Origin of the sequence: Streptomyces sp. NPDC021080 (assembly GCF_044333225.1) — a bacterium.
GTDB lineage: Bacteria > Actinomycetota > Actinomycetes > Streptomycetales > Streptomycetaceae > Streptomyces.
The window spans coordinates 59,662-78,568 of sequence record NZ_JBIRQM010000015.1 but is presented as its reverse complement, the minus strand read 5'-3'; the positions used below and the strand labels follow the sequence as shown (position 1 = coordinate 78,568).

Annotated in this window: 17 protein-coding genes; 6 read left to right on the top strand and 11 right to left on the bottom strand. The window is 71.9% G+C overall.

From position 1 onward, the window contains the following. Nucleotides 1-67: 67 nt before the first annotated feature. Entirely contained in the window at nt 68-1,897 is a 1,830-nt protein-coding gene (locus tag ACH4S8_RS32340) for a prolyl oligopeptidase family serine peptidase (protein ID WP_398400403.1), read from the bottom strand. A 208-nt stretch (nt 1,898-2,105) separates the two neighbouring features. On the opposite strand from ACH4S8_RS32340, the gene ACH4S8_RS32335 reads away from it, so the two are divergent. Both ACH4S8_RS32335 and ACH4S8_RS32330 read left to right on the top strand, forming a co-directional pair. Beyond that, a complete protein-coding gene (locus ACH4S8_RS32335; protein WP_398400401.1) occupies nt 2,106-2,480 on the top strand; it encodes a nuclear transport factor 2 family protein in 375 nt (124 codons plus the stop codon). A 49-nt stretch (nt 2,481-2,529) separates the two neighbouring features. Then, complete coding sequence (locus ACH4S8_RS32330) at nt 2,530-3,378, top strand: SURF1 family protein (protein ID WP_398400399.1); 849 nt, start codon at nt 2,530-2,532, stop codon at nt 3,376-3,378. Nucleotides 3,379-3,469: 91 nt separating this feature from the next. On the opposite strand, the gene ACH4S8_RS32325 is transcribed toward ACH4S8_RS32330, so the two are convergent. The 7 genes from ACH4S8_RS32325 to ACH4S8_RS32295 all read right to left on the bottom strand — a co-directional run bounded on the left by ACH4S8_RS32325 (nt 3,470) and on the right by ACH4S8_RS32295 (nt 10,098). Next, entirely contained in the window at nt 3,470-4,603 is a 1,134-nt protein-coding gene (locus ACH4S8_RS32325; RefSeq protein WP_398400397.1) for a hypothetical protein, read from the bottom strand. Beyond that, complete coding sequence (locus ACH4S8_RS32320) at nt 4,600-5,226, bottom strand: SigE family RNA polymerase sigma factor (protein WP_398400395.1); 627 nt, start codon at nt 5,224-5,226, stop codon at nt 4,600-4,602. Before ACH4S8_RS32320 ends, ACH4S8_RS32325 begins: the two co-directional genes overlap by 4 nt. Nucleotides 5,227-5,808: 582 nt before the next feature. Further along, entirely contained in the window at nt 5,809-6,870 is a 1,062-nt protein-coding gene (locus ACH4S8_RS32315) for an aspartate-semialdehyde dehydrogenase (protein ID WP_398400393.1), read from the bottom strand. Next, nucleotides 6,867-8,159 (bottom strand): aspartate kinase, encoded by a 1,293-nt coding sequence (locus tag ACH4S8_RS32310; RefSeq protein ID WP_398400390.1) that lies wholly within the window; start codon nt 8,157-8,159, stop codon nt 6,867-6,869. The genes ACH4S8_RS32315 and ACH4S8_RS32310 overlap by 4 nt, the downstream gene beginning before the upstream one ends. Nucleotides 8,160-8,414: 255 nt before the next feature. Then, entirely contained in the window at nt 8,415-9,074 is a 660-nt protein-coding gene (locus ACH4S8_RS32305; RefSeq protein ID WP_398400388.1) for a DUF5063 domain-containing protein, read from the bottom strand. After that, a complete protein-coding gene (gene recR, locus ACH4S8_RS32300) occupies nt 9,067-9,666 on the bottom strand; it encodes a recombination mediator RecR (RefSeq protein WP_398400386.1) in 600 nt (199 codons plus the stop codon). Before recR ends, ACH4S8_RS32305 begins: the two co-directional genes overlap by 8 nt. Nucleotides 9,667-9,753: 87 nt before the next feature. Then, the gene (locus tag ACH4S8_RS32295; protein ID WP_385398827.1) at nt 9,754-10,098 is read right to left on the bottom strand and encodes a YbaB/EbfC family nucleoid-associated protein; all 345 of its coding nucleotides are present in this window, start codon (nt 10,096-10,098) and stop codon (nt 9,754-9,756) included. Between the two features lie 313 nt (nt 10,099-10,411). Between ACH4S8_RS32295 and ACH4S8_RS32290 the strand changes: the two genes are divergently transcribed. Then, nucleotides 10,412-11,152 (top strand): SLATT domain-containing protein, encoded by a 741-nt coding sequence (locus ACH4S8_RS32290; protein ID WP_398400384.1) that lies wholly within the window; start codon nt 10,412-10,414, stop codon nt 11,150-11,152. A gap of 46 nt (nt 11,153-11,198) precedes the next feature. Here the strand turns inward: ACH4S8_RS32290 and ACH4S8_RS32285 are convergent, their stop codons facing one another. Continuing rightward, nucleotides 11,199-12,731 carry a substrate-binding domain-containing protein gene (locus ACH4S8_RS32285; protein WP_398400382.1) on the bottom strand — a complete coding sequence of 511 codons (1,533 nt, stop codon included), beginning with the start codon at nt 12,729-12,731 and terminating at the stop codon, nt 11,199-11,201. Nucleotides 12,732-12,905: 174 nt separating this feature from the next. Next, on the bottom strand, nt 12,906-14,996 hold the full coding sequence (locus ACH4S8_RS32280) for a protein kinase (RefSeq protein ID WP_398400380.1): 2,091 nt from the start codon (nt 14,994-14,996) through the stop codon (nt 12,906-12,908). 309 nt (nt 14,997-15,305) lie between these two features. On the opposite strand from ACH4S8_RS32280, the gene ACH4S8_RS32275 reads away from it, so the two are divergent. The 3 genes from ACH4S8_RS32275 (at nt 15,306) to ACH4S8_RS32265 (ending at nt 18,416) form a co-directional block, all read left to right on the top strand. Continuing rightward, nucleotides 15,306-16,661, top strand: coding sequence for an aspartate aminotransferase family protein (locus tag ACH4S8_RS32275; protein ID WP_398400378.1), 1,356 nt, complete (start codon nt 15,306-15,308; stop codon nt 16,659-16,661). Between the two features lie 171 nt (nt 16,662-16,832). Next, a complete protein-coding gene (locus ACH4S8_RS32270; RefSeq protein ID WP_398400376.1) occupies nt 16,833-17,528 on the top strand; it encodes a GntR family transcriptional regulator in 696 nt (231 codons plus the stop codon). A 237-nt stretch (nt 17,529-17,765) separates the two neighbouring features. Then, the gene (locus tag ACH4S8_RS32265) at nt 17,766-18,416 is read left to right on the top strand and encodes a hypothetical protein (RefSeq protein WP_398400374.1); all 651 of its coding nucleotides are present in this window, start codon (nt 17,766-17,768) and stop codon (nt 18,414-18,416) included. 61 nt (nt 18,417-18,477) lie between these two features. On the opposite strand, the gene ACH4S8_RS32260 is transcribed toward ACH4S8_RS32265, so the two are convergent. Further along, a complete protein-coding gene (locus tag ACH4S8_RS32260) occupies nt 18,478-18,768 on the bottom strand; it encodes a DUF3303 family protein (RefSeq protein WP_398400372.1) in 291 nt (96 codons plus the stop codon). Nucleotides 18,769-18,907 lie beyond the last annotated feature (139 nt).

Below are 18,907 nucleotides of genomic sequence, written 5' to 3'. Positions count from 1 at the left end.
GTCCGGTGCCGGCCCGGCCCCCGGACTCCGCGGCAGAGCCCCGGGGCCGCCCGGCGTCACATCGGTGTCACCTGCCCAGGTGCCGCTCCGCGAAGTCCAGTTCCAGGCGGACCTGCTTGATGCGTTCGTCGACGACCAGGGAGCCGTGGCCCGCGTCGTAGCGGTAGACCTCGTGGACGGCCTCGCGGGCGGCGAGGCGGGTGACGTAGTTGTCGATCTGGCGGATGGGGCAGCGGGGGTCGTTGACCCCCGCCGAGATGTACACGGGGACCTTGACCGCGTCGACGTAGGTCAGCGGGGAGGACGCCTCGAAACGTTCGGGGACCTCCTCCGGGGTGCCGCCGAGGAGCGTGCGGTCCATGGCCTTCAGCGCCTCCATCTCGTCGTGGTACGCCGTGACGTAGTCGGCGACCGGGACGGCGGCGATGCCGAGGGCCCACGCGTCGGGCTGGGTGCCGACGCCGAGGAGGGTGAGGTAGCCGCCCCAGGAACCACCGGTGAGGATCAGCCGGTCGGGGTCGGCCAGACCGGAGGTGACGGCCCATTCGCGGACCGCCGCGATGTCCTCCAGCTCGATGAGGCCGACACGGTGCTTGAGCGCGTCGGTCCAGGCCCGGCCGTACCCCGTGGAGCCGCGGTAGTTGACGCGGACGACCGCGTAGCCGTGGTCGACCCAGGCCGCCGGGCCCGCCGCGAACGAGTCGCTGTCGTGCCAGGTGGGGCCGCCGTGGATCTCGAAGACGGTGGGCAGCGGGCCGGTGGTGCCGGCCGGCTTCTGGATCAGGGCGTGGACGCGGCCGCCGGGTCCTTCGACCCAGACGTCCTCCACGGGCACGGAGCCCGGGGACTTCTCGCCGGGCGGGTCCAGGACGATCTCGCCGGTCGTCGACCGGACCGCCGAGGGCTCGGCCGCCGACGACCACAGGTACTCCACGGTCCCGTCCGGGCGGGCCGTCGCCCCGGAGACCGTGCCGGGCGGCGTCGCGACCTCGGTCAGCTCGCCGGAGGCGAGGTCGTAGCGCCACAGGTTGCTGCGCGCCTCGAAACTGTGGGCGATGAGGAGGGCCGAGCCGTCCGGATACCACTCGGCGGCCACGTCACCGGGGAGGTCCAGGCCCAGGTCGGTCTGCTCGCCGGTCGACACGTCCCACACCAGGGGCTCCCAGCGGCCGCGCCGCTGGTGCCCGATGAGCAGCCGGCTGTCCCCGTCGACGGGGGCGAAGCCCAGCACCTCCAGGCCCAGCTCGACCGTGCCGCCCTCGGTGTCGTCCAGCTCGGCGACCGCCGAACCGTCCGGGCGCAGCACCTTGAGCGCCGAGTGCATGGCGTCGCCGTGCTCGGTGTGCTCGACGGCGATCAGCGAGCCGTCGTGCGAGAGGTCACCGACCCCGGCCGACTCGCGGTGCCGGTAGATCTCCACCGGGGCCTCACCGGCGCGGGCCACGTGGATCGTCGATCCGTCCTCGTCCGTCGAGCGGCCCACCACGGCCGTGCGCCCGTCGCGGCCGATGGCGAGGCCCGCGGGGTAGGAGGGGTCGAGGCCGGGAACCGCCGGCTCGTCCACGGCGCCCACGACCAGGGCGGCGTCGAAGGGGCGGCGGCGCCAGACGCCGAACTCGTCGCCGTCCTTGTCGTCGAACCACCAGATCCACGCGCCGTCGGGCGAGAGCACCCCGTCCGTCGTGCCGTTCGCCCGGTGGGTGACCTGGCGCTGCTCGCCCGTCTCGCGGTCCCACGCGTACAGCTCGTACGTCCCTGTCGCGTTCGAGACGAACAGGGAGCGGTGCGGGGCGTCCTCCGCCCAGTCCGGCAGCGACACCCGCGGTGCCCGGAAGCGCTTCTCCCAGTCGGGCATGTCCTGCTGCTGCGGCTCGGTGGACCTGGTGCTCTCAGTCATGGCCCCATAGTGCCTGGCCCGGCCCGTCTCGCGCCGACGAGGCCCCCAGCCTGTGGACAACCTCGCGGCCCCCGAGCGTTCCACCGGCCGCCGAACGGCACGCGACGCCGCGCCCGCGCTCCGGGAAGGCGCCCGGAACCAGTCCCACCGCGAGGGGCATGTGTGCAGGTCAGAGCCGTTGTCAGTGGCGAGGTGCAGACTTTTTCGCATGACCGATCTACGCAAGGCCGTCGAGCGTTACTGGGCCTGTGCGGACGCCCGGGGCTGGGAGGCGTTCGCGGAGCTGCTCGCCGAGGACGTCGTCTACACCCTGCCGCAGACCCGGGAGCGCATCAGCGGCCGGGAGCAGTACGTCGAGTTCAACCGCGAGTATCCGGGCGACTGGCACGTCCGGATCGAACGCGTCATGGCCGAACCCGGCCAGGCCGTCACCTGGACCCACTTCACGGTGGGCCTGGAGGAGACGCACGCGATCACGTTCTTCACGGCGGACGCCCAGGGCCGTATCGCCACGGTGACGGACTTCTGGCCCGAGCCGTACGAGCCTCCGGCGGGCCGGGACCACCTGGCCGAGCGGTACTGAGCGGGCCCCACGGCCGAGTCCGGCTCGGCCGCCCCGTACCGTGGACGGCGTGTACCGGTTCCTGCTGACGCCCCGCTGGTGGGGGATCAACGTCTTCGTGCTGTTGGCCATCCCCTTCTGCATCTTCATGGGGTCGTGGCAGTTGGGGCGCTTCGAGGACCGGGTGCACGACCACCGGACGGCACAGGCGGCGGCCTCCACGGCCGAGACCGAGCCCGCCCGGCCGCTGGCCGCGATGCTGCCCGTGACCACGGAGACGTCCGGGAAACAGACCACCGCGAAGGGCCGCTACGGCAAGCAGCTGCTCGTGCCGGGCCGGGAACTGGACGGCAGGAGCGGTTACTACGTACTGACGCTGCTGCGGGTCGACGGCGGCAAGGCGCTGCCCGTCGTCCGCGGCTGGCTGCCCGGTACGGCGGACGCGGCGAAGGCCCCGCCCGCGCCCACCGGCGAGGTCACCGTCACGGGTGCGCTCCAGGCGTCCGAGAGTCCCGGGTCGAACGGCGTCAGCGCGGCCGGAGGACTTCCTCCCGGGCAGACGGCCGCGATCAGCGCCGCCTCGCTGGTGAACCTCGTGCCGTACACGCCGTACGACGCGTGGATCACGCTCGACAAGGCCGACGCCGGGATGAAGGCGGTGCCTCCGGCGGCGCCGGACAACACGGGCCTGGACCTCAAGGCGTTCCAGAACCTCGGCTACACCGGGGAGTGGTTCGTCTTCGCGGGCTTCGTCGTCTTCATGTGGTTCCGCCTGCTGCGCCGCGAGGTGGAGTTCCTCCGCGACGCCGAACTGGGCCTGCTCCCGGACACCCCCGGCACCTCCGGCACCCCTGACACCCCGGAGAAGAAGTCCGAGGACTCCGGCACCACGTCGGCGGCACCGTCCGCCACCGCCTGACGGAACGAGGCGGCCGGAGGAGCCGAACATCGCTCCTCCGGCCGCCTCGCACACCATGCCGGTGCCCCTCAGGACACGTGCCCGGTCTCCGTCAGGACGTCCCCAGGATCCCGGTGTGGTACACCGTGCCCGCGCAGGCGTCGGCCACGGTGACCGATGCCACCGCGCCACCCGTCGCCGCCGTGCTGGAGACGACGACACTGCCGTCCAGCGTGCCGTCCTCGACGAGGAGCTGGGGCGCGGGGTTCGTCACCGCCGCGTCGTTGGTCGTACCGCCGGAGTCGGTGGTGCCCTGGGTCGGGGTGGGGTCCGGTGAGGGCTCCACCTGGGTCGGACACGTCGACGAGGGCACCCAGGCGAACTTCACCACGTACGAGGTGCCCGGCTGGAGCACCAGGGAGGTGACCTCCATGGAGGGGTCGGGCAGCCCGGCGGCCGCGTCGCCCCCCACATGCGTCGCCACGCCGACCTTGGCGGGGTCCGCCGCGCCCTGGGCGGTCGCGTCGACCTTGCCGGCGCCGGTGACCGTGCAGGCGGTGGTGGAGATGTTCGAGACGGTGAACGAGCCGTAGACCGCGCCGGTGGAGTCCGGTGCGGCCACCGTGCCGGAAGCCCCGCCGAGCTGGTCCGCGGTGCAGGTGGGGGCGGCCGAGGCGGAGGCCGAGGGATCGACGCCGCCCGTGACGGAGCCGTTCCCGCCCTTGTCCTTGTCGCCCGGTGCCGGCGTCTTGCCGCCGGAGCCGCCGTCCTTGGACGTGCCGGCCGAGCCGCCCGTGTCCTTGCCGGAGCCGCCGCTCGTGCCCTTGTCCTGGCCCGCGCCGCCCTGGGCCTGTGAGCTGTTGGCCGCGATGGACGGGTCGGGGTTCGACCCCGAGGCGTTCGAGACGTGCACGAACGCCGGGATCGCCGTGCCCATGAAGAGCGCCGCCGCCGCCATGCCGACCAGGGCCTGCCGCTTGCGGGCGCGCCGGGCCGGTACCGCCCGGCGCAGATGGTCCAGGGTGCCGTCGGTGGGTTCGATCTCCTGAACGGCCTGGTGCAACAGCCGGCGCAGTGCCAGCTCGTCGCTGCCGAGCCCTTCGGGTCCCAGTCCGTCCATGTCCGGTGTTCCGGGCTGTTCGTCGGGGCCGTGGTTCACATTTCCGTTCCCAGCGTGCGATTGCTTGTGCTCGTGTTCCGGGCGCCCCTCGTCCTCGGGGTGCCGCAGCTCGTCGTTCTCGCTCATGCCGAGGCCCCCATGGCGACGCGGAGCGCGGCGATGCCCCGCGAGCCGTACGCCTTCACCGAGCCCAGCGAGACACCGAGCGTCTCGGCGACCTGAGCCTCGGTCATGTCCGCGAAGTAGCGCAGGACCAGGACCTCGCGCTGACGGCGCTGGAGTCCCTTCATCGCCTTGATCAGGGCGTCGCGCTCCAACTGGTCGTACGCGCCTTCCTCGGCGCTCGCCATGTCGGGCATCGGCTTCGAGAGGAGCTTGAGGCCGAGGATGCGCCGGCGCAGGGCCGAACGCGACAGGTTGACGACGGTCTGGCGCAGGTAGGCCAGCGTCTTCTCCGGGTCCCGGACGCGTTTGCGCGCCGAGTGCACCCGGATGAAGGCCTCCTGGACGACGTCCTCGCAGGAGGCCGTGTCATCGAGCAGGAGCGCCGCGAGACCGAGGAGCGAGCGGTAGTGCGCCCGGTAGGTCTCGGTCAGATGGTCGACGGTCGTGCCCGCCGCCAGGCTGTCCTGGGAGCCGTCACGCTGATTCGGGATGCGGGCGGGCCGCGCTGAGGGCATGGGCGCGATCACCGGCATGCCACCGGGCGCGCCGGGGCTGCGGGGTCGGCGGGGTGGACGCAGGGCCATGCCCCTTGTCTGGACCGCGGTGAATTCGAGTACCTCTGCCACGCCAGTTGGACACACGTCCCCCCGGGAGGGTTGTACGCGACAGGCATCACAATCGCGCCGGATTTCACACCGGCCGGGGTCCCGTCCGCCGGAACACCTCCCGGACCCCCCGCCGTTACGCCCTCTCGCGCGCGCGACAGTGCATCAGATGCCCTCATGCGTAACAGCTCTTCTCCTGTGCCCAATGCTCTGCCGCCCCCCGGACGCCCCTGAATGGCGAGGGCGAAGACGCTCTCGGACCGCCGCACGGTTGCGCGGGACGACAACGAAATCTTCGAACACCGATACGAGGACGTTCAAGTGGTCAGGACCATTAAGTTGATCACTGAACCGGTAAAGATCCTACAAACCTACCCTCCCCGGGGCGCCGGAATTACCGCCGGAGGGTGCCGGGAACGGGGCCTCGCAGGGCCCTGACCAGGCAGAAGGCCAGGCACAAGAGTAGTTGGAAGGCCGACCGGAGGACCGCCGAGGACCGCCCCAAAGCCGGACGGCCGGGCGGCCTGGCGGCCGGACCCACGATCGGCCGGCCGGCCGGACCTACGGCGTTCTGATGATCTCCGCCGCCACCAGCTCCGCGATCTGAGCCGTGTTCAGGGCCGCGCCCTTGCGCAGGTTGTCCCCGCACACGAACAGCTCGAGGGCGGTCTCGTCGTCCAGTGCCCGGCGGACCCGGCCCACCCAGGTCGGGTCGGTGCCCACCACGTCGGCGGGCGTGGGGAACTCGCCCGCCGCCGGGTCGTCGAAGAGCACGACGCCCGGCGCGGTGGCCAGGATCTCCCGCGCCTTGTCGACGGTCACCTCGTCCTGGAAGCGGGCGTGCACGGTCAGGGAGTGCGTGGTGACGACGGGAACGCGGACGCAGGTCACCGCGACCTTCAGCCGGGGCAGCCCGAGGATCTTGCGGGTCTCGTCGCGCACCTTCATCTCCTCCGAGGACCAGCCGTCCTCGGCGAGCGACCCGACCCACGGCACCACGTTCAGGGCGACCGGCTCCGGGAACGGGCCCGTGTCGTCGCCCACGGCCCGGCGTACGTCACCGGGGCTGTTCCCCAGCTCCGTGCCCGCGACCAGGGACGTCTGCCGGCGCAGGGTGTCGACGCCCGCCCGGCCCGCGCCGCTGACGGCCTGGTACGAGGAGACGACGAGTTCGCGCAGCCCGAACTCGGCGTGCAGGGCGCCCAGCGCCACGATCATGGACAGGGTGGTGCAGTTCGGGTTGGAGACGATCCCGCGCGGGCGCACGCGCGCGGCGTGCGGGTTCACCTCGGGGACGACGAGGGGCACTTCCGGGTCCATCCGGAAGGCGGCGGAGTTGTCGACGACGACCGCGCCCTTGGCGGCGGCGATCGGCGCCCACCGGGCGGCCACGTCGTCCGGGACGTCGAACATGGCGACGTCGACCCCGTCGAAGGCGTCCTCCGACAGGGCCGTCACCTCGACCTCGACACCGCGCACGGCCAGCTTGCGGCCGGCCGAGCGCGGCGAGGCGATCAGTCGGATCTCGCCCCAGATGTCCGCGTGCTGGGACAGGATCTGGAGCATGACCGTGCCGACGGCTCCGGTCGCTCCCACGACCGCGAGCGTCGGTCGTCGGGTCATCGCCCGGTGCCTCCGTAGACGACGGCCTCGTCGCTGTCGGAGTCGAGCCCGAAGGCGGTGTGCACGGCACGCACGGCGTCGTTGACGTCGTCGGCGCGGGTCACGACGGAGATGCGGATCTCGGAGGTCGAGATCAGCTCGATGTTGACCCCGGCGTCGGTGAGCGCCTCGAAGAAGCCGGCCGTGACACCCGGGTTGGTCTTCATGCCGGCGCCGACGAGCGAGATCTTGCCGATCTGGTCGTCGTAGCGCAGCGACTCGAAGCCGATGACGCTCTTCGCCTTCTCCAGGGCGTCGATGGCCTTGCGGCCCTCGGTCTTCGGGAGGGTGAAGGAGATGTCCGTCAGGCCCGTGGTGGCCGCCGACACGTTCTGCACGATCATGTCGATGTTGATCTCGGCGTCGGCGATGGCGCGGAAGATCGAGGCGGCCTCGCCCGGCTTGTCCGGGACACCGACGACCGTGACCTTGGCCTCGGAGGTGTCGTGAGCGACACCGGAAATGATGGCCTGCTCCACCTTCTGGTCCCCTTGCTGCTGTGTCTTTCGAACGAGTGGTGCGCTGCTGACCCAGGTGCCCTGCAGCCCGCTGAAGGACGACCGCACATGGATCGGGATGTCGTAACGGCGGGCGTATTCCACACAGCGGTGGAGCAGCACCTTGGAGCCGGAGGCGGCGAGCTCCAGCATGTCCTCGAAGGCGATCCAGTCGATCTTCTTCGCCTTCTTCACCACGCGCGGGTCGGCGGTGAACACGCCGTCGACGTCGGTGTAGATCTCGCACACCTCGGCGTCGAGCGCCGCGGCGAGCGCGACGGCCGTGGTGTCGGAACCGCCGCGGCCCAGCGTGGTGATGTCCTTCTTGTCCTGCGAGACGCCCTGGAAGCCGGCGACGATGGCGATGTTGCCCTCGTCGAGCGCCGTACGGATACGGCCCGGGGTGACGTCGATGATCCGCGCTTTGTTGTGGACCGAGTCGGTGATGACGCCTGCCTGGCTGCCGGTGAAGCTCTGGGCGCTGTGGCCCAGGTTTTTGATCGCCATCGCCAGCAGGGCCATGGAGATCCGCTCTCCGGCGGTCAGCAGCATGTCGAACTCTCGTCCGCTGGGCATCGGAGATACCTGCTCGGCGAGATCGATCAGCTCGTCCGTCGTGTCGCCCATCGCGGAAACGACCACGACCACCTGGTGGCCGTTCTTCTTCGCTTCCACGATCCGCTTGGCGACGCGCTTGATGCCCTCGGCATCGGCTACGGAGGAACCTCCGTACTTCTGCACGACAAGGCCCACGTGCGCTCCTCGCTCAGTCCGTCTCTGCACCGCACTACTGCGGTCGGCTCAGTCTAACGAGCGGCCGGATTTCCCTTCCGGGGTATCGCATCGTGAGATGTCCCGCTCACGACGTGATCACTCCGGGCTGTCAGGTCGGTAAGGGAGATCCGGCCGCTCCGAGAGCGCACCTGCCCGTGCCGGAGCCCCGCCACTCCGAACGTGCCCCAGGTCACACCGCGGACGGGCGGAAAGCGGCCGCCGAGCGCGGACCGCTCACTTGACCGTGCGCAGGCCGAGCGGCCCCGCGATCTCCTCCGCCATCACCTTGCCGGCCTCCTCCGCGAGCACTTCCTCGCCGAGGTCCTGGTCGGTGTCCAGGCCGTCCAGCTCCTCCAGGGGCTGGTTCAGCCGCACGTGGGCCACGATGGACTGCAGGGCGCGCAGGGTCGCGGAGGCGGTGGAGCCCCAGTTCGAGAAGTAGGAGAACTGCCACCACCACAGGGCCTCGGTGGTGCGGCCCGCGCGGTAGTGGGCCATGCCGTGGCGCAGGTCGGTGATGACGTCGGCGAGGTCGTCGGAGATGCGGGCCGGGACCGGGGCCTTGCGGGGCTCGTACGGGTCGAAGACCTCGGAGTAGACGTCGACCGGCTCCAGCATCACGGCGAGGCGCTCGCGGAGTTCGTCAACGTCCGCCTCCGGGCCGGGGTCCGGCTCGTAGCGCTCGTCGGGAACGATGTCCTCGTGCGCGCCGAGCCGGCCCCCGGCCAGGAGGAGCTGGGAGACCTCCAGGAGGAGGAAGGGCACGGCCGAGTCCGGCTCGTCGCCCTTGGCGATCTCGGTGACGGCGACCAGGAAGCTCTCTACCTGGTCCGCGATCTGGACCACGAAGTCGTCGGGGTCCTGGCTCGTCGCGTGCAGCGTGGCGTCAGACATCTAGAAGTCGTCTCCCCTCGAAGGCGCGGCCGAGCGTGACCTCGTCCGCGTATTCCAGGTCGCCACCCACCGGGAGGCCGCTGGCCAGGCGGGTGACCTTGAGGCCCATGGGCTTGATCATGCGGGCGAGATACGTGGCCGTGGCCTCGCCCTCCAGGTTCGGGTCCGTGGCCAGGATGAGCTCGGTGACCGCGCCGTCGGCCAGGCGGGCCAGGAGTTCCCTTATCCGCAGATCGTCCGGGCCGACGCCCTCGATCGGGCTGATCGCGCCGCCGAGCACGTGGTACTTGCCCCGGAACTCGCGTGTCCGCTCGACCGCGACGACGTCCTTCGGCTCCTCCACCACACAGATCACCGTGAGGTCCCGGCGCGGGTCGCGGCAGATGTTGCACAGCTCCTCCTGCGCCACGTTGCCGCAGGTCGCGCAGAAGCGGACCTTCGCCTTGACCTCCATGAGCGCCTGGGCGAGCCGGCGGACGTCCGTCGGCTCCGCCTGGAGGATGTGGAAGGCGATCCGCTGCGCGCTCTTGGGACCGACGCCGGGGAGCCGCCCCAGTTCGTCGATGAGGTCCTGAACAACGCCTTCGTACAACGGACTGCCTTTCCGAGTGCTTCGGTACCGCCTGGTCCCGTCCTGCTGTTTCTTCCTGGTGCGTACGGTAGTTGGATGCCGCCGGTCTTAGAAAGGCAGACCGGGGATACCGCTGCCGCCGCCCAGCCCCTGGGTGAGCGGGCCGAGGGTCCGCTGCTGGAGCGCCTGCGCGTTCTCGTTCGCCGCGTGGACGGCCGCGACGATCAGGTCGGCGAGCGTCTCGGTGTCCTCGGGGTCGACCGCCTTCGGGTCGATCACCAGGGCGCGGAGCTCTCCGGAGCCCGTCACGGTCGCCTTCACCAGGCCGCCGCCCGACTGGCCCCCGACCTCCGTCCGTGCCAGCTCCTCCTGTGCGTTCGCCAGGTCCTGCTGCATCTTCTGGGCCTGCTGCAGCAACTGCTGCATGTTGGGCTGGCCACCACCGGGAATCACGATCAGCTCCTGGTTTCGAGTACGGCTGTCCGAGCGCTTTTTCCTGTCCAGCACGAGCCTACGTGGTCGACGGGCCCGTCGCCCAAGCACTCTTTCGAGTGATATCTCAGCGGCGCCTATACCTGATCAAGGCCCACTTCCGGGCGGAAAAGCCGGTAAACCCGGTCCGTCGCCACCCATTGGGCGGTAGGAAGGGTCCGGCGCATTCGCACCACGCGTCACAGGACATCACGCGCTGTCAGTGCTGTCACCGTCGCCACCGCCGTCCGTCGTCACCATCGTCCGCCGTCTGTCGTCAACTAGGGAGTGCCGGGTGAGTCAGCCGGAGATGCAGCCGGAGGGGCCGCTCCAGGACGGGCGGAGCGAGGGCGCGGCGGGACTGCGGCCCGGCGACCTGACCGGCCGGCCGTTCCCGCTCGGCGACTGGGGGGAGCCCGCCGAGCGGCTCCACGAGCTCTACCGCTGGGTGGAGCAGGGAGCCCTCGACACGGCCGCCTGGTATCTCTCCGATCGGGTGTGGAAGCGGTGGGCGGCGCGTGTACTGCGCTGCGGTGCCTCGCTCGGGGCGATCGCCGGGGCGGCGCTGCCGCTGCTCGACCTCACCGGATCGGCGCGGGGGGCGGCTCCCTGGGGATATCTGGCGCTGCTGCTCGCGGTCTCCTGCGTCGCCGTCGACCGGTTCTTCGGAGTGACCTCCGGATGGATAAGGGACGTGGCCACCGCGCAGGCCGTGCAGCGACGGCTTCAGGCACTTCAGTTCGACTGGGCGTCCGAGAGCGTCCGGGAGGTCCTCGGACCCGCCGACGGAACGGCCAGCGAGGCGGCCGACCGCTGCATCGGAGTGCTGCGGAAATTCTCCGAGGACGTCACGGAGCTGGTGCGCACCGAGACGGCGGACTGGATGGTGGAGTTCCGCACCGGACCGGCGCCGTTGGGGATCCAGTCGTCGGCGGGAGCGCCCCGGCCCGACGGGCCGCCGCTGAACGGGCGCCCCCCGCTGCCGCCGGGAACCCGTCCGAACATGCCCCGCCAGCGCCCGCCCGAGCCCCGGTAGCCGGGTCGGCACGGCGTCGGCGCCCGGTCGCCGGGGCGCCACCGCGTCAGCCGGACCCGCAGATCCTCAGCCCGACCGGTGTCCCACAGGGGAGATGACCGTGGGTGCGGATGACGTCCTGGCCGCTGCCCCGGCTGATGTAGGAGAGGAAGCTGGAGGCGAGGGAGTCGGCGGGCGGCTGCCCGTAGGTGTAGGCGTACTCGATCTCGCGGTACGGGTAGTCCGAGGTGCCGTGCTCCAGGTCCTCGACGGAGGCGGCGTGGGAGTCGAGGCCGATCCGGTGCAGGCCCTTCCGGCCGGTGGCGTCGTTGAGCTCGCTGTAGCCGATCGCGCCGGGCAGCCTGGCGACCGTGGCCAGCACCTGCTCGGTGGAGTCGAGCTCGCACCGCACGACCGGTGCCGTCGCGTCGTCCTTGTGGACGCAGTCCAGCGAGGAGTTGGCGATCTCGCCGCGCCCGAGGACCCGGCGCTGGAACACCTGCCGGGTGCCGGAGTCGGCGTCCCGGCTGACCAGGAGGACGGGCCTGTCGGGCCCGCCGAGCTGCTTCCAGTTCCTGATCTCGCCGCGGTACAGCCGCCGTACGTCGGTCAGCGACAGGTTCCTCACCGGGACGGCGTCGTTGACGACCAGTGTGAAGACCGACACCGCGATCCGGTTCTCCCGCAGCCGCGGGAAGTCGCCCGGCCTGGGGCCGTCGGAGAGCGCGACGAGCGCCGGGGACCCCTTCTTCGACGCCCGCCCCGCCGCGTCGAGTTCGCGCACGCCGGCCGTGCTGCCGTGGGCGTCCACCGTGATCGTGGACCCCTGGCAGTCGTGCTCGTACTTCTCGGCCAGTTCGCGCGCCACCGGCTCGAAGGCGGTCGAGCCGGTGATGGCCAGCGTGCCCCGCTCGCAGCCGATCGGGGGCGGTGTGCCGTCGCGCAGGACCACGATCAGGGCGAGCGTGACGACGCACACCGTCAGCAGCACGGTGAACAGCCGCGCGGCCCGGCTGAACAGCGGCGGCTGGTCGTCCGGTGTCGTACTGCGGTTGGGCCGCACCTCGCCGTCCCGGATGCCGCCGACGATCCGGACCGGACGCCCCACGTCCCCGCCCGACAGCAGGACGAGCAGCTTGAAGTGCTCACCCCGGTTGAGCGGGACCCGCGGGATGCGCAGGGTGCCGTTCTCGTAGCTGAGCCCGGCGGCGGCGGTGAAGTGGTCCATCAGATGGTCGGTGCCGGGCGGCTGGGTCACCGACACACCGCGGATGGTGCGGTCGGTGAACACCGCGGTCAGGCCGTGCCGTTCATGGCTCGTGTAGTCGTCCCCGGCGATGCTCTGCGAGCCGTCGTTCTCGATCCGCAGCAGGACGAGGGTGGCGTCGGACATGCCGGGCGTCTCGTCGAACAACCCGAGCCGTACGTTCGCGCGCCCCGAGCGGACGTCGTCGCCGATGGGACTGTCCATCTGGACGCGATAGCCGACGGTCTTGCGGCGCGGCACCCTTCGCTCGTACCAGACCATCACGGCGGAGGAGACGACACCGATGACGGCGGTCCCGACGGCCACGACGTTCTCTGCGCTCAGCCACTCCACGTGAGCCACTCCCCCGAGCACTGCCCTGCGGTGCGGTCACCGTACGGCTCCGGCCGGAAACAGCCCACATACGGGAGGTGAACTTCGGCGGCCGTGCCGTCCACGGCCGCCGGCGCCCCGCCGAGGGTGCCCGGGCCGCCCCACGAGCCGGTGCCCGTGGGGCGGCCCGGGGGCTCAGCCGCTCTTCGTGTAGGTCAGCTCGGCCTCGGCCGCCGAGCCGGTCTTCGCCCGCCGCAGCCGCCCGTCCGGCAGGAGGGTGACCTCGGAGGCCGCACCCGGATTGCAGGACGGCGGTCCGCCGACGGTGACCGCGGAGGGGCCGATCTCCAGCGGCCCACCGGGCCCGGGAGCCGCGGAGAGGGCGGCCTGGAAGACACAGTGGTAACCGGCCGAGCCGTCCGCGACGATCGTCAGCACCGTGTCGCCGACACCGCCCTGCTGGATCGTCATCCGGCGCGTGTGGTGACCGGTGTCGTTGTCGATGACCGCGTCCCAGGTACCGAGGAACGCCTCCGGGATCGTGCCGCCCGGTGTCGCCGGGGCGCTGGACGTCTGCGGGGAGGCGCTGGTCGGCGGCTGTGACGTGGTCTGTCCCGGTGTCGTCGCGCCGGAGGCCGTGGTGGACGCCTTGGGGTCGTCCTGGCCGCCCCCGCCCCCTCCGCCGTTCAGCAGCGCGAACACGCCGCCGCCCGCGCCGAGCGCGACGACCAGGGCCACGACGACGAGAAGGGCGGTGGACCGGCCGCTCCTGCGCGAGGGCTCCGGGCCGAGCGGGACCACACCGGGACCGTACGGGGGAGTCGCGCCGTAGGGCGGGGTCGGGCCGCCGGGACCGTACGGACCCGCGACGGCACCCGGCCCGTAGGGAGGCGTCGAGCCGTACGGCGGCTGGGCCCCCCAGCCGGCCTGCGGATAGCCGTAGGCGGGGTGGGCCGGGACCTGGCCGGAGCCCGGGTGCTGCTGCGGATAGCCGTAGGCCGGGTGCGGGCCGGCCGGCGCCCCCGGGGGAGGCGTCTGGCCCGGACCCGCGACCACGGTCGGCAGGTGGTTCACCGGGCCGGGCTGTCCCGGGGCGGGCGGGACCGCGGCCCCCTCGGCGGGCGCGGGCGCGTGCTCCGGGGAAGCCTCGGCGGACGCGGCCGGCGCGGAGGAGGAGGCGGAGGGCGTCGAGGAGGCGGCGGAGGACGAGGAAGCGGGCGAGCCGGACGGCGGCTTGGAGAAGTCCGGGGTGGCCACCGGCGCCGCGGGTCCCGGCGGCAGGGCGGGGACGGCACCGGGCGCCGGAGCACCGGGCGGGAGCTGCGCCGGTCCCTGGGCACCGGGCGGGAGCTGTGCCGGTCCCTCGTCGGGGTTCTCCGTGTCGAGCAGCTTCACGGCGTGACGCCCGAGCTGGGCGACCAGCGAGCTGGGCAGCCAGGGGTCGAGGGTGCGTCCCTCCGCGACGGTGTCCTCCGCGCCCGTGCGCTCCAGGATCTCCTCCAGGCCCGGCCGGGCCCCGGGATCCTTGCGCAGACAGTCCCGCACCAGATCGGCGAGTCCCTCGGGCACCCCTGTCAGGTCGGGGTCCTCCTGCGCGATGCGGAACATCATGGCGTGCACACCGCTGTTGGCCGCGCCGAACGGAAGGGCCCCGGTGGCCGCGTACGACAGGACCGAGCCGAGGCAGAAGATGTCGCACGCGGGCGTGACGCGGTCGCCGCGCACCTGCTCGGGGGCCATGAACCCGGGCGAGCCGACGAGCGCCCCGGTGTGGGTCAGGCCGCCGTCGGTCACCGTCTCCAGGGCGCGGGCGATGCCGAAGTCGATGACGCGCGGGCCGTCGATGGTGACGAGGACGTTCGAGGGCTTGAGGTCGCGGTGGATGAGGCCCGCCGCGTGGATGTCCTGGAGCGCGTGCGCGAGGCCCGCGGCGAGGATGCGCACGGAACGCTCGGGCAGGGCGCCGTGGTCGCGCCCGACGACGGCCTGGAGCGAGGGACCGGCGACATAGCCGGTGGCCACCCACGGGATCGGGGCATCGGTGTCCGCGTCCAGGACGGGTGCGGTCCACAGCCCGCCGACCCGGCGGGCCGCCTGCACCTCCTGGCGGAAGCGGGCCCGGAACTCCTCCTGCTCGGCGAGTTCCGGCCGGACGAGTTTGACGGCGACGGTACGTCCCCGGTCGGACCGCGCGAGATAGACGTGGCCCATTCCTCCGGCGCCGAGTCTCGCCAGCAGCCGGTACGCGCCGATCTGCTGCGGATCCCCCGCCCCCAGTTTCTCCATGGCAGTGCCCACCCTCCCCCATATGTGTGCAACAGACCGAGGATAGTGCGCTCTGCGGGGCAACGGGCGGGGCGGTGTCTACGGTTCCGTCATGGCTGGTGCCGTTTTGGTAACGGGTCCCGCCCGCGTCCGTGACGTCCCCCGCCGGGCCCCATCGGGCGGATGCCCGACACGCGGACCGGCGTGCGGCGGGGCGCGCGGCGGTCCGGCGCACGCCCGGCCAAGCCCGACAGTCTGTCGCGGAAAGCCCCCGACCGCAGACAGGACGCCGATACCGCGCCCGGTCCGTGGACACCTACGCTTCGCCGCATGACCCCTCAGCCCAACCCCCAGGCCGGCGCCGCCGTGAAGGCCGCGGACCGCGCGCACGTGTTCCACTCCTGGTCCGCGCAGGAGCTCATCGACCCGCTCGCCGTCGCCGGCGCGGAGGGGTCGTACTTCTGGGACTACGAAGGCAAGCGGTATCTGGACTTCACCAGTGGGCTCGTCTTCACCAACATCGGCTACCAGCACCCGAAGGTCGTCGCCGCGATCCAGGAACAGGCCGCGACCCTGTCCACGTTCGCGCCCGCCTTCGCCGTCGAGGCGCGCTCGGAGGCGGCCCGGCTGATCGCCGAACGGACCCCGGGCGACCTGGACAAGATCTTCTTCACCAACGGCGGCGCGGAGGCCGTCGAGAACGCCACGCGGATGGCCCGGCTGCACACCGGCCGCCCGAAGGTGCTCTCCGCCTACCGCTCGTACCACGGGGCCACGTCCACGGCGATCAACCTCACCGGTGACCCGCGGCGCTGGCCGAACGACATCGGCGCGGCCGGTGTCGTCCACTTCTGGGCGCCGTTCCTGTACCGCAGCCCCTTCCACTCCGACAGCGAGCGGCAGGAGTGCGAGCGCGCGCTCCAGCACCTGGAGGACACGATCGCCTTCGAGGGTCCCGGCACCATAGCCGCCGTGATCCTGGAGACGATCCCGGGCACCGCGGGCATCATGACGCCGCCGCCCGGCTACCTCGCCGGGGTGCGGGAGATCTGCGACCGGTACGGGATCGTCTTCGTCCTGGACGAGGTCATGGCCGGGTTCGGCCGCACCGGCAAGTGGTTCGCCGCCGACCACTACGAGGTGACGCCGGACCTGATGACCTTCGCCAAGGGCGTGAACTCCGGCTACGTGCCGCTGGGCGGCGTGGCGATCTCCGGGGCCGTCGCCGAGACGTTCGCCCGGCGGCCCTACCCGGGCGGGCTCACCTACTCCGGGCACCCGCTGGCCTGCGCCGCCGCCGTCGCGACGATCAACGTCATGGAGGAGGAGGGGATCGTCGGCCAGGCCGCTGCCATCGGCGAGACCGTCCTCGGACCGGGGCTGCGCGAGCTGGCCGAGCGGCACCCGAGTGTCGGCGAGGTGCGCGGCACGGGCGTCTTCTGGGCGCTGGAGCTGGTGAAGAACCGGGAGACCCGGGAGCCGCTGGTCCCGTACAACGCCGCGGGCGAGGCGAACGCGCCGATGGCCGCGTTCGGTGCCGCGGCCAAGGCCCGCGGTCTGTGGCCCTTCATCAACATGAACCGCACCCACGTCGTCCCGCCATGCAACATCACCGAGGCCGAGGCCAAGGAGGGGCTGGCGGCCCTGGACGAGGCACTGTCGGTGGCGGACGAGCACACGGTGTGAGGCCGTAGGGGTTCGCGCCCTCGTGGGGGCCGGCCGCGCCGTACGCCCGCGCCCTTTCGGGGGTGCCGGGGCATCGGCCGGCCGGCCCCCACGGCGTATGGTGGCCTGCTCCAAGAGATACGCGAGTAGATACGCGCACCCACCCACGCGACGGGGAGTGAGATCACCACCATGGCCGGGACCGGCGGCAGCGGCGCCGTAACACGCAGCACCCTGCGGCAGCAGATCGCGGACGCGCTCCGTGACGAGGTGCTCGGGGGTCGCCTCCGGCCGGGCCAGGAGTTCACGGTGAAGGAGATCGCCGAGCAGTACGGCGTCTCCGCCACCCCGGTCCGCGAGGCCCTGGTCGATCTGTCGGCCCAGGGGCTGTTGGACGCCGACCAGCACCGCGGCTTCCGTGTCCACGAGTACTCCAATGCCGACTACCGCGGCATGATCGAGGCGCGCAGCCTGATCACGGAGGGCATGTTCCAGCACCTCGTGGCCACCGGCATGCCGCAGGCCGACGACCCCGGCGCGCTCGCCGCCCTCGCGGCCGTGCGGCGCCGCGGCGAGGAGGCCCAGCGCGCGGCCACCGCCGGCGACCTGAACATCCTCATTGGCTACGACCTGCGCTACTGGCGTGAGCTGAGCAACCTCTTCGGCAACACCTACCTCGCCGACTTCCTGCACCGGATGCGGGTCCAGTCATGGGTCTGCACGGTCCAGCACCTGCGCCACGTCTCCGATCTCAGGGGCCATCTGTGGTCCGGCCACACCCAGCTGGTGGACGCCCTCGCGCGCCGCGACGCCGACGGGGCGCGGGCGATCGTGACGGCGTACAACGAGCACGCGCTCACCCTCATCGAGCGCCTCGACGCCCCCTGAGACGCGGGCCCCGCAGGCCCGGACACACCCCCGGGGACGCGGGCCCGGGCCCGGACCGCCCCCGTCCCGTGTTTGAGGACGCTCCCTCCGGGCGATCGGGGGATGGGGGCGCGGCCCCGGGACGGACAACCCCGGCCACCCGCGGGCCTACTTGCGTACCGGCCTCTTCACAGGACCGCCACGCGCATTACGCTGCCCTGACCACCCTGCACCCCAAGGAGCAAGAGGAGCCGTCTGTTGGCCTGTGACCTGTGGTTGGTCCCGCTCGTCGACGTGCTGTGCCACACCCCCGACAACCCCTTCGCCGAGGAACTCGCGCTCTACGACAAGGCGCTCGCCGAGGCCGGACTCCCGCCGGTGCCGGTGTACGCGTACATGCCCGGCCTGTCGGGTGACGTGGCCCCGGTCGCCGGTTTCGACTACGAGGCGCTGCATTTCCTGCGCCGCGCCTACCTGCTCCAGATGTGCGGGCTCGCGGTGGCGCCGGTCGACGAACTCGGCGGTGACTACGAGCAGTTGCTGGAGATGTTCGAGACGAACGCCCAGCAGTCCCATCTGGTCTGGCACTACGACCACGCGGGCGCCTACCTCCCGGTGGAGTTCCCGCATCCGCTGGCCAACGACGAACTCCTCGCGGGCGGCGGGCCGCTGGGCTCGTCCCAGGCCCTCCTGCGCGAACTCGAGTTCGTGGCCCCCTCGATCGGTATCGACCCGGCCAATCCCCCGGCGCCGCCGCAGCCCCCGAGCGCTCCGACGGAGCTGGAGGAGCCCGCCGCTCCGGCCCCCTACGACTCCAGCCCCTTCGCCCGCGAGCGGCACGTCTGGCTGGGCCTGCACGCGGCGGCGACCCGGAGTCTCGCCCAGGGCTCCATGATCGTCTTCAGCTGATCCGGACGTCTCCCGGTGCGGGGCCCGGCCGTGCGGCCCCGCACCGTACCCCGCCCGGCCGTCAGCCGAGTTGCGACAGGCCCTTATGGAGGTCTTCCGCGTTCATGACGGGGGTGAATTCCAGCCGGGCACCGAGACTCGTGAAGAACGGCTCGGCGATCGCCGGCATCTGGCTGCTGTCCTGCATGTCGAAGACCATGTAGCAGGTGCGGCTGCCCTCGTGGGCCGTGAAGTAGGCCGCTTCCGGCTTCAGCCGGTCCATCGTCTCCTGCATCATCTTGGGTAGCTCTCCGCTGCGGATGAGTTCGTTGGCCTTGTCCGTGTCCATGGTCGCCTTGAGCATCACGCGCATCGCGCCCCCCTTCTCCGCCGCTCGACGCACCCACAGGCCCCCAAAAAGTGCCCTTCCAGGCTATTCCTCCCGCCGTCCCCCTGCCCACTCCAGCGCCTGGAGCGGGCAGGGGCGCCGGACCCGGCGGCGCGGGGAGGCG

Bases quoted from the DNA above. Each gene is read 5' to 3' on its own strand.
- ACH4S8_RS32340 (WP_398400403.1), bottom strand. From the start codon at position 1,897: ATGACTGAGAGCACCAGGTCCACCGAGCCGCAGCAGCAGGACATGCCC.
- ACH4S8_RS32335 (WP_398400401.1), top strand. From the start codon at position 2,106: ATGACCGATCTACGCAAGGCCGTCGAGCGTTACTGGGCCTGTGCGGAC.
- ACH4S8_RS32325 (WP_398400397.1), bottom strand. From the start codon at position 4,603: ATGAGCGAGAACGACGAGCTGCGGCACCCCGAGGACGAGGGGCGCCCG.
- ACH4S8_RS32320 (WP_398400395.1), bottom strand. From the start codon at position 5,226: ATGGCCCTGCGTCCACCCCGCCGACCCCGCAGCCCCGGCGCGCCCGGT.
- ACH4S8_RS32315 (WP_398400393.1), bottom strand. From the start codon at position 6,870: ATGACCCGACGACCGACGCTCGCGGTCGTGGGAGCGACCGGAGCCGTC.
- ACH4S8_RS32305 (WP_398400388.1), bottom strand. From the start codon at position 9,074: ATGTCTGACGCCACGCTGCACGCGACGAGCCAGGACCCCGACGACTTC.
- ACH4S8_RS32280 (WP_398400380.1), bottom strand. From the start codon at position 14,996: ATGGAGAAACTGGGGGCGGGGGATCCGCAGCAGATCGGCGCGTACCGG.
- ACH4S8_RS32275 (WP_398400378.1), top strand. From the start codon at position 15,306: ATGACCCCTCAGCCCAACCCCCAGGCCGGCGCCGCCGTGAAGGCCGCG.
- ACH4S8_RS32270 (WP_398400376.1), top strand. From the start codon at position 16,833: ATGGCCGGGACCGGCGGCAGCGGCGCCGTAACACGCAGCACCCTGCGG.
- ACH4S8_RS32260 (WP_398400372.1), bottom strand. From the start codon at position 18,768: ATGCGCGTGATGCTCAAGGCGACCATGGACACGGACAAGGCCAACGAA.